The following is a 7,951-nucleotide window of genomic DNA, read 5'->3' on the forward strand; positions in this document are numbered from 1 at the left end:
AACTATTTTTCCGTTTGTTGAGCTAATACTCAGGACAGGACGCTGATTTCACAACCTCTTTCTTTTACTCTAATTCACTGGCTGCCCAATGATTGATTGGTCCATATTTATGCCCTACGTTTATTTCTTCACGAATCGCACGGTTTACATAGTCTTTTGCCAATCGGATCGCTTGTTCTACTGTTTTTCCTTTAGCTAATTCGGCTGCAATACATGCAGATAACGAATCGCCAGTTCCATTGATCCGGTCAGTAGGATAAAATGGCGCATTCAGCCAAAATGATTTTCCTGATTCAAGCAATACGTAGTCGTTGACTGTTTCTTGTTGCGCATCTTTTGCATGATGTCCTTTGATCATGACGTTTTTCGCACCCATCTCTTGCAGTTCTTTTGCTGCTTGCACAAAATCTTCTTCAGTTGCTAATGTCCGTCCAGTCAGCTTTTCTGCTTCGTAAAAATTAGGTGTCAGTACTTCGGCCAAAGGGACAAGTTTTTCTTTCAAGCTTTGCAAAGCAGATTCTTCTAGTAAAAGATTTCCATGTTTCGTTACGATCACGGGGTCCACGACTAATGGTCCAAAATCATATTTTTGATAATTTTTTACAACTGTCTCAATCAAATTTGAATCTGCTAGCATACCTGTTTTAGCTGCACGTATTTGAAAGTCCACTGCAATCAGTTCAAATTCTTTATCGATAAAATCGGTTGGCAAGGTCACACTTGCTCCGATTCCGTAAGAATTTCCTGCAACACATGCGGTCATGACAGAAACACCGTAAACACTTCTTGTAAAGAATGTATGCATATCTGCTTGCATCCCTGCGCTTCCATCGCTATCTGATCCTGCGATCGTCATTGCTTGTACATACTGCTCTTCCATTAAATCGATCCCTCCATTTTTATAAAAAAATTTTTTCATGATGCTGTTACTGTTTCTATTATATGTTTTTCAAAGTATCCCTCAGTAAATATACCACTACCTTTTCTTGGTAATCAAATTTATTTGAAAAAACATTTGTAATAAATCAGAAAATAGTTGTCATTTATTTGAACTAGTTATTCTAATAACAAATACCTACTATTCGATTTGTATATATTTCAGTATCCTTCTTGTTTTCATATAACCAATGGCGCTATGATTTCCATATGATAAAAAATAAAGTCAGGTGAAAAAATGAAACTTGAGGATAAAAAAGTCATTTTGAAGAAAATCAAACGTCTCCCAGACCAAATAGAAAACTATACGATCTGTTCTTTCAAAAAAGACAGGAGTATAAAAGCTTATACGCAAAACACAAAAAAAGGAATAATCTATTTCCTAAATGAAGAAGGTTACGATACCCAAACCTTTATGTTTACTGAAAAAAAAGAATTTCATAAACAGATGAAAAAACTGATTGAAAAAGAATTTCCAAGAAGTCATAAACTCTATGTGCATCAGCAATTTTAACTTTTAACTATACGCTCTTAATTAAATATGCTCTGTAATAAAATAAAACTTTATAACAACTATAACAAAACAGAATACAAAACGACGGTTCTATAAGTTATAATCATAGTTGTTAGATGATTCATCTAGTAAAAACACCAGATTTCAAATTTCACACAATTGAAACTAGATCAATCATCAACCTTCTTCAAATTGTTAGAACCCTTTCCCGAGGAGCTGCAGCATAAGCAAGAAAAACAAACAGGAAGCCAAATGGCTGAGACATTCCTTCTATTAGTCTAGTTGTTTCTCGTCGCAAATTTAAGACTTTAGAAAGTTATTTCTATTGATGTTTGGGTTGTTTCACGCTTATACACAGCTCCTTACCTATTATTTATCTCAACAGATCGAACAAATTAATGGAAAATTTAAGGAGTTTTGTTATGCTTACGATCTATTCTTCTCGTACACATAGTTACCATCTGATGGCAAATTGGCTGAAAGACCACCAAATGCCTTACAGAGAACGAATTTTCACACCTAAACAGCCTTTAACCAGAAAAGAAATCTTTTATTTATTATCATTAACAGAAAACGGATTTGACGATCTATTAGCTAAACGCTCGATTGATTATAAAAATTTGAAAGATCAAATTGACCAATGTACGACCTCAGAACTTGTCGATTTAATCGTGTCTCATTTTACTTTGTTGCAACGTCCCATCATTACTGACGGAAAAAAATTATTAGTCGGGTTCAATGAAGATAGTATGCGTCTTTTTATCCCTGTACAATGGCGCAGAAGCCAGCTCAAATCTGTCTATAACGATTTCACGTGGGTAAGCGATCTAGACAATTCTATGGAATTAGATGATGAATTTTTAAATTATTATATATAAAAAGGACGGTGACAAAAAAGTGTCACCGTCCTTTTTTCCGAATAACTAGTGTTCCAGAAGTAGCTTCTACGAAAAATAAGCCGAATTTTCTTGAAGCTAATTCTTGAAGATAACTACTTCTGTCACAACCTCTGATTCATGGCGTTCAAATTTGTGCACACTTACCACGAATAAGTGCTTTGAGTGAACTGACGATAAGAATGACGAACAAGACTGCCATAAATAATCAAAAAGACACCCGTTCCTACTGTAACAAAAAATCCAGAGGCACCGATACTACCATCCATATACCACAAAATCGAAGCAAAAAGTGGGAAAAGTGAAAAAATACATAATCCGATTCCTGCAATCAACGAGAAGCCAAAACTTCGCTGATATGCTTCTTCTTTTTCTTTTGCTTCTGCTAATACTTTTTCAGGTATTTTTCTATTATACAAAAAGTGATTTAAGCGGGTGATTTTCATACCAGAAGCGATGAAAAAACCGACAGCTAATGCTATACCGAAAATCAGACAAGAAACACCCATGAATGCATAGCCTGTTGAACAGAAGAACAGAAATCCTGCAAAGGATAAACAAGTGAATAGGACACCTGACGCTACTTGAAGACTTGCTGCTCTGTATTCTTTCCAATAATTTTCTGCTTCGCTTAAATAAATCGAAGCTGGATTTGATTCCGTCTCGGGACTTGGATTTTCTTTTTTGACATCTAATTCTTCTAATAATTCGTCGATTGAACCAAATGTCGAGATGACTGTACCAATGGCCTCTTGTTCATTTTTCCCTTCTCCCATTAATTCATGATAATGATCTTCCATATTTGCCAACAAATCAGCTTTCAGCTTTTCTATCTCGTTACTTCGGGGTACTCCGATAAAAAGACTTTCTAAATAATTACGGATTGTATCCATTTACTTTCCCTCCAAAAATTGATCGACCACGTCTTTCGTCGTCAGCCACTCTTGCTTTTTTTCTTCTAAAAGATTACGTCCTATTTCAGTGATTTTATAATAGGTCCGTTTTTTTCCATGGGTCACTTCACCAGGGTACGAAACAATCAATTGATTCTTTTCTAAACGGGCAAAAACGGAGTAAAGTGTCGTCTCTTTGATTACATAGGAATCATTTGTCCTCTCACGGATTGTTTTAGAAATTTCGTATCCATAAGAATCGTTTTTGTTAAGGATCGATAAAATAATCGCATCATTGTATCCGCGTATTCCATCACTTGAAATCATGTTCTCTCCTCCATATTACTCCATCTGTCGTTGTAATCAGCATAGCATGATTACTTCATCAGGTAAAGTAATTTTTTGCAAAAAATAAAAAGGAACAGAAAGCAAGAGAAGCATTATGCTTTTTTGCTTTCTGTTCCTTTAATTTATTTATTTTACAACCATGACGTTACATGATGCGTGGTTGACTACATAGGAAGTAGTGGAACCTACTAGCGCACGTTCTACCGCATTCAGACCTGTCGCCCCCATGACAATCAGATCGATTGGTTCTTTCGATTCATGGAAATTAGCAATCAGTGTCTTTGGATAACCGTAAAGAACATATGTCTCGATATCTGTCAGGCCTTTTTCGATTGCCAAGTTTCGATGTTCTTTCATCTGGTTTTCCGCAACCTCATCCAATTCTTCCTGCAGGCTTGTTGTAACAAATGCAAAATCACCAAAGTAATTGCCTGTTACTTCATTGACATACAGGATGTGCAACGTTGCTTGATTTCGTTTGGCAATCGTGATTGCCTCAAGAAATGCTTTTTCTGCCTTTTCAGAACCATCAATTGCTACTAAAATATTACGATAAGTGTCTACCATTGTAAACGCCTCCTTCACTGTTAGTGTAGCACGATTACAGTGTTAGGACAAACATTTTGTGAACGTTTTATCAAAAAATATCAGGCATCAAATCCGTTTTTTTCGGAGACCGTTTTAAACCAGCGACCTGATTTTTTGATCGTGCGTTTGCCGTCTTGTGCCAAATCAACAGCGATAAAGCCATAGCGATTTTTGTAGGCATTTGTCCATGACCAGTTGTCCATACATGTCCACATGTGGTACCCCACACAATTCGTTCCTTCTTGGATTGCTTGATAGACATATTTCAAATGATCCGTCACAAATTCGATCCGATAATCATCTTCAATCATGCCTTCGCTGTTAACAAATCGTTCTTCTCCTTCGACCCCCATCCCATTTTCAGAAATATAGCATTTGATATTACCATAGTTTTCTCTTGTATTCGTTAAAATATCATAGATGCCTTTTTCGTAAATTTCCCATCCACGATATGGATTCATTTTTTTATTGGGCATGTCGTAATTATCAAAATAATCATCTGGCATGGGGCTATGTTCGTGATTGATCGGTGTTTCTTTTGCTTTGATCCGACGAGGCTGATAATAATTGATTCCTAACAGGTCAATCGTGTTTTCTCTGATGAGTTCTAAGTCTCCTTCATGAATGTCAGGCATTATACCCAATGTTTTGACAATCTCGATCAACTCTTGTGGAAACTCGCCTTTCACTGCAGGATCAAGGAATGATCTGTTGAAGAATGCATCCGCGATTTGCGCTGCTTTTACATCATCTTGGTTTGTTTCATCTCTCGGATAACTTGGTGTCAGATTCAAGATGATTCCGATCTCGCCATCATGACCGCCTTCATGGTAGGCTTTGATTGCCTTTGCACTTGCTAGATTCTCATGATAGCCTACTTGGACCGCTTCTTTCATATTGATATGATTTGGATAGTGGAATTGATACAAGTAGCCTCCTTCTACAGGTACGATTGGCTCGTTATGAGTAAACCATTTTTTGACTAGGTCTCCAAACAATTCAAAACACGCGGCTGCATAAGAAACATAAGCGTCAACCGTTTCTCTTGATAACCACCCGCCTTTTTCTTGCAAGGACAGTGGCATATCAAAATGATAAAGATTCACAAAAGGCTCGATACCATTGTTCAGCAATTCAGTAAAATAATCTCGATAAAAAGAAACAGCTTTTTGATTGATTTCACCTGTCCCTTCCGGAATCAAACGACTCCATTGGATAGATGTACGAAATGTGTTATGGCCAGTTTCTTTCATTAACTGAACATCTTCTTTGTATTTTGTGTAAACTTGCGAAGTTTTTTCAGGTCCTACTTGATCGAAGAATTTTTCAGGCTCTAATGCATACCAATGATCCCAAATATTTTCTCCTTTCCCGTCATTACTTACTCTTCCTTCTGTTTGCGGTCCGCTAGCAGCAGAACCCCACCAAAAATTTTCTGGAAATGTGTAGGTTTTCATTTTGTACTTCCTCTCTTTTCTTCTTGATATCGTAATCATAACGAACCTAAAAAAATAAATCAATACTTTTTATAAAAATGACTAGACATTTAAAATATTCGGCGTTATACTTTGTATGTAATCGATTGCAAATAAATTTGAGGTGAATAAAAATGAACGGTTTTATGGACAAGCTTTCTGAGAAAATCATGCCCTTAGCTAATTTATTAGGGCAAATCGTTACCTTACAGTTTTACGGGATGCGTTTATGCTTTCCTTCCCTTTAACGATGTTCGGTTCGATCGTTGTCGTTATCAATAACTTGCCTTTTTTCAGTGACGCAACAAAGGGAACTTTATCGAACTTATTCGGTAATGGGCAAAATGCAACAATGAGCATCATGTCGGTTTTTGTTACTTTTGGTATCGGCTATTATTTATCAAAATCTTATGACGTTGAAGGTATTTTCGGTGGTGCCGTGTCTTTTGCCAGCTTCTTGATTCTTACGCCTTTTGCAATGAAAACCGTTGGTGGTGAAGATGTAACTGGTGTTCTTTCACTTGATCGTCTTGGCGCAAAAGGAATGTTCATTGGAATGATCGCTGCTTTCTTGGCTGGAGAAATCTACTGCAGAATCACGAAACGCGGCTGGCAGATCAAAATGCCTGATGGAGTTCCACCTGCAGTAACAAAATCATTTGCCGCTTTGATCCCTGCTGTAGTGACACTAACTATTTTCTTAGTAATCAACGCTGTGATGACTGGTATTTTCAATGCTAACTTACATGATGTCGTTTATGAAGTGATCCAAAAACCATTAACTGGTTTGGGAAGTAGTTTACCTGCAACATTGATTGCTTTGTTCTTTGTCCAATTCTTATGGTTCTTCGGACTTCACGGACAAATCATCGTCAACTCTGTAATGGACCCGATTTGGAATACACTGATGCTTGATAACTTAGAAGCTTATCAACATGGAAAAGAATTACCACACATCATCACAAAACCATTCATGGAAACCTTCACTGTTGGTATTGGTGGCTCTGGAATGACTTTAGCTGTCGTTTTATTAATGGCCTTCGTTCTTAAAAAGAAACAGTATCGTGATGTTGGTCGATTAGCTTTAGCACCTGGTATTTTCAATGTAAATGAACCAGCGATCTTTGGTCTGCCGATCGTATTGAATGCAACAATCCTTATTCCTTGGGTCGTGGCGCCTCTAATCGTAACGACGTTCAATTATTTGGTAATGGCTGCTGGACTTGTCCCTGCACCAACTGGCGTCTCTGTTCCATGGACTGTGCCAATCATTGCAAGCGGTGTCTTAGCAACAAATTCATGGCTTGGTGGTATGCTGCAAGTCATCGACTTTGTCATCGTTGCCTTTATCTGGTACCCGTTCTTGAAAGTATTAGATAAACAACCAGACCTAGATATTGCTTAATGGATCATTAAGGGGATGTGACAAGAAACTTGTCATATCCTCTTTTTTCGAATAAACAATGTTCCAGATGCTACTTCGAGTTGTCGGAAGCATAATCTTTCGTTATACTCTAGAAGAGGTGAATAACGTGCCAAAATACGAAGAAATCGCAAATATTTTAAGGGAACGAATCCGTTCAAAAGAGTATCCTCCCGATAGTTTTTTGCCTAATCAAGTGGACTTGGTAAAAGAATTTGGTGCGAGCCGGATGACAATCAAAAAAGCCATCAATATCTTAGCGATGGAAGGACTTGTCTATTCGCAGCGAGGATCAGGAACGAAAATCTTGAATCATCCATTCATGCAAAAAGACACATCGCCCGCTAACGAGTATGAAGGTTTGAGTCTCCAAATGAAACGCAGACATCGTTCTTTGAAGAGTCAAATCATTCATTTTGACGTCGAATTCCCTGATCAATATATCCAAGAACGATTGATGATCGATGCCGAGCAACCTGTCTACAATATTCACCGGTTAAGGATCTTAGATGGCGAGCCTTATGTTTTAGAGCATACCTTTATGCCAGTCCATCTTGTGCCGGGTTTAAAAAAAGAACATTTGTTAGCCTCTATCTATGATCATCTTCATCAAGAATTGAATGTCCATTTTGCAGGGGCTTATCGTGCTATTTCTGCAGATAAAAGTGATGAATATGATCAGCAATATTTGAACTGTGCAGAAAACGATCCTGTACTGGAAGTTCAGCAAGTCGTCTATCTCAAAGATGGCCAGCCGATTGAATATTCTTCCAGCCGAAACCGATTTGATGTTCGGAACTATTCTGTGTTGGATGTGCGTTCAACTTAACCAAAGAGGTTGTGGAAAAGCCGCTTAGTTTCGAGTAGTAAGAAAAATT

8 protein-coding genes and 1 pseudogene are annotated in these 7,951 nt (G+C 37.5%); 4 read left to right on the forward strand and 5 right to left on the reverse strand.

Annotated features, from left to right (window positions below; translation table 11 throughout):
• Positions 1–64: 64 nt before the first annotated feature.
• On the reverse strand, positions 65–880 hold the full coding sequence (gene thiD, locus HMPREF2961_RS04535) for a bifunctional hydroxymethylpyrimidine kinase/phosphomethylpyrimidine kinase (protein ID WP_070704022.1): 816 nt from the start codon (positions 878–880) through the stop codon (positions 65–67).
• 294 nt (positions 881–1,174) lie between these two features.
• Here thiD and HMPREF2961_RS04540 point away from each other — a divergent pair, with 294 nt between their 5' ends.
• Together HMPREF2961_RS04540 and HMPREF2961_RS04545 are read left to right on the forward strand one after the other, a co-directional pair.
• Complete coding sequence (locus tag HMPREF2961_RS04540) at positions 1,175–1,450, forward strand: hypothetical protein (RefSeq protein ID WP_070704025.1); 276 nt, start codon at positions 1,175–1,177, stop codon at positions 1,448–1,450.
• Positions 1,451–1,872: 422 nt separating this feature from the next.
• Complete coding sequence (locus tag HMPREF2961_RS04545) at positions 1,873–2,328, forward strand: Spx/MgsR family RNA polymerase-binding regulatory protein (protein ID WP_002291831.1); 456 nt, start codon at positions 1,873–1,875, stop codon at positions 2,326–2,328.
• Positions 2,329–2,489: 161 nt separating this feature from the next.
• Here HMPREF2961_RS04545 and HMPREF2961_RS04550 read toward each other — a convergent pair whose 3' ends face one another.
• The 4 genes from HMPREF2961_RS04550 to HMPREF2961_RS04565 form a co-directional block, all read right to left on the reverse strand.
• Positions 2,490–3,239, reverse strand: a complete 750-nt coding sequence (locus tag HMPREF2961_RS04550; protein ID WP_002315237.1) for a permease prefix domain 1-containing protein — start codon at positions 3,237–3,239, stop codon at positions 2,490–2,492.
• A complete protein-coding gene (locus HMPREF2961_RS04555; protein ID WP_002291828.1) occupies positions 3,240–3,566 on the reverse strand; it encodes a PadR family transcriptional regulator in 327 nt (108 codons plus the stop codon).
• A gap of 147 nt (positions 3,567–3,713) precedes the next feature.
• A complete protein-coding gene (locus HMPREF2961_RS04560; RefSeq protein ID WP_002289467.1) occupies positions 3,714–4,154 on the reverse strand; it encodes a universal stress protein in 441 nt (146 codons plus the stop codon).
• Positions 4,155–4,234: 80 nt separating this feature from the next.
• Positions 4,235–5,632, reverse strand: coding sequence for a glycoside hydrolase family 1 protein (locus tag HMPREF2961_RS04565; RefSeq protein WP_002315238.1), 1,398 nt, complete (start codon positions 5,630–5,632; stop codon positions 4,235–4,237).
• A 152-nt stretch (positions 5,633–5,784) separates the two neighbouring features.
• Between HMPREF2961_RS04565 and celB the strand changes: the two are divergent.
• Both celB and HMPREF2961_RS04575 read left to right on the forward strand, forming a co-directional pair.
• Positions 5,785–7,055, forward strand: a pseudogene (gene celB, locus HMPREF2961_RS04570) (PTS cellobiose transporter subunit IIC).
• 127 nt (positions 7,056–7,182) lie between these two features.
• Positions 7,183–7,902, forward strand: coding sequence for a GntR family transcriptional regulator (locus HMPREF2961_RS04575; protein ID WP_002315240.1), 720 nt, complete (start codon positions 7,183–7,185; stop codon positions 7,900–7,902).
• The last annotated feature ends 49 nt before the right edge of the window (positions 7,903–7,951 follow it).

It is taken from the genome of Enterococcus sp. HMSC076E04 (genome assembly GCF_001814285.1).
Classification (GTDB): Bacteria; Bacillota; Bacilli; order Lactobacillales; family Enterococcaceae; genus Enterococcus_B; species Enterococcus_B lactis.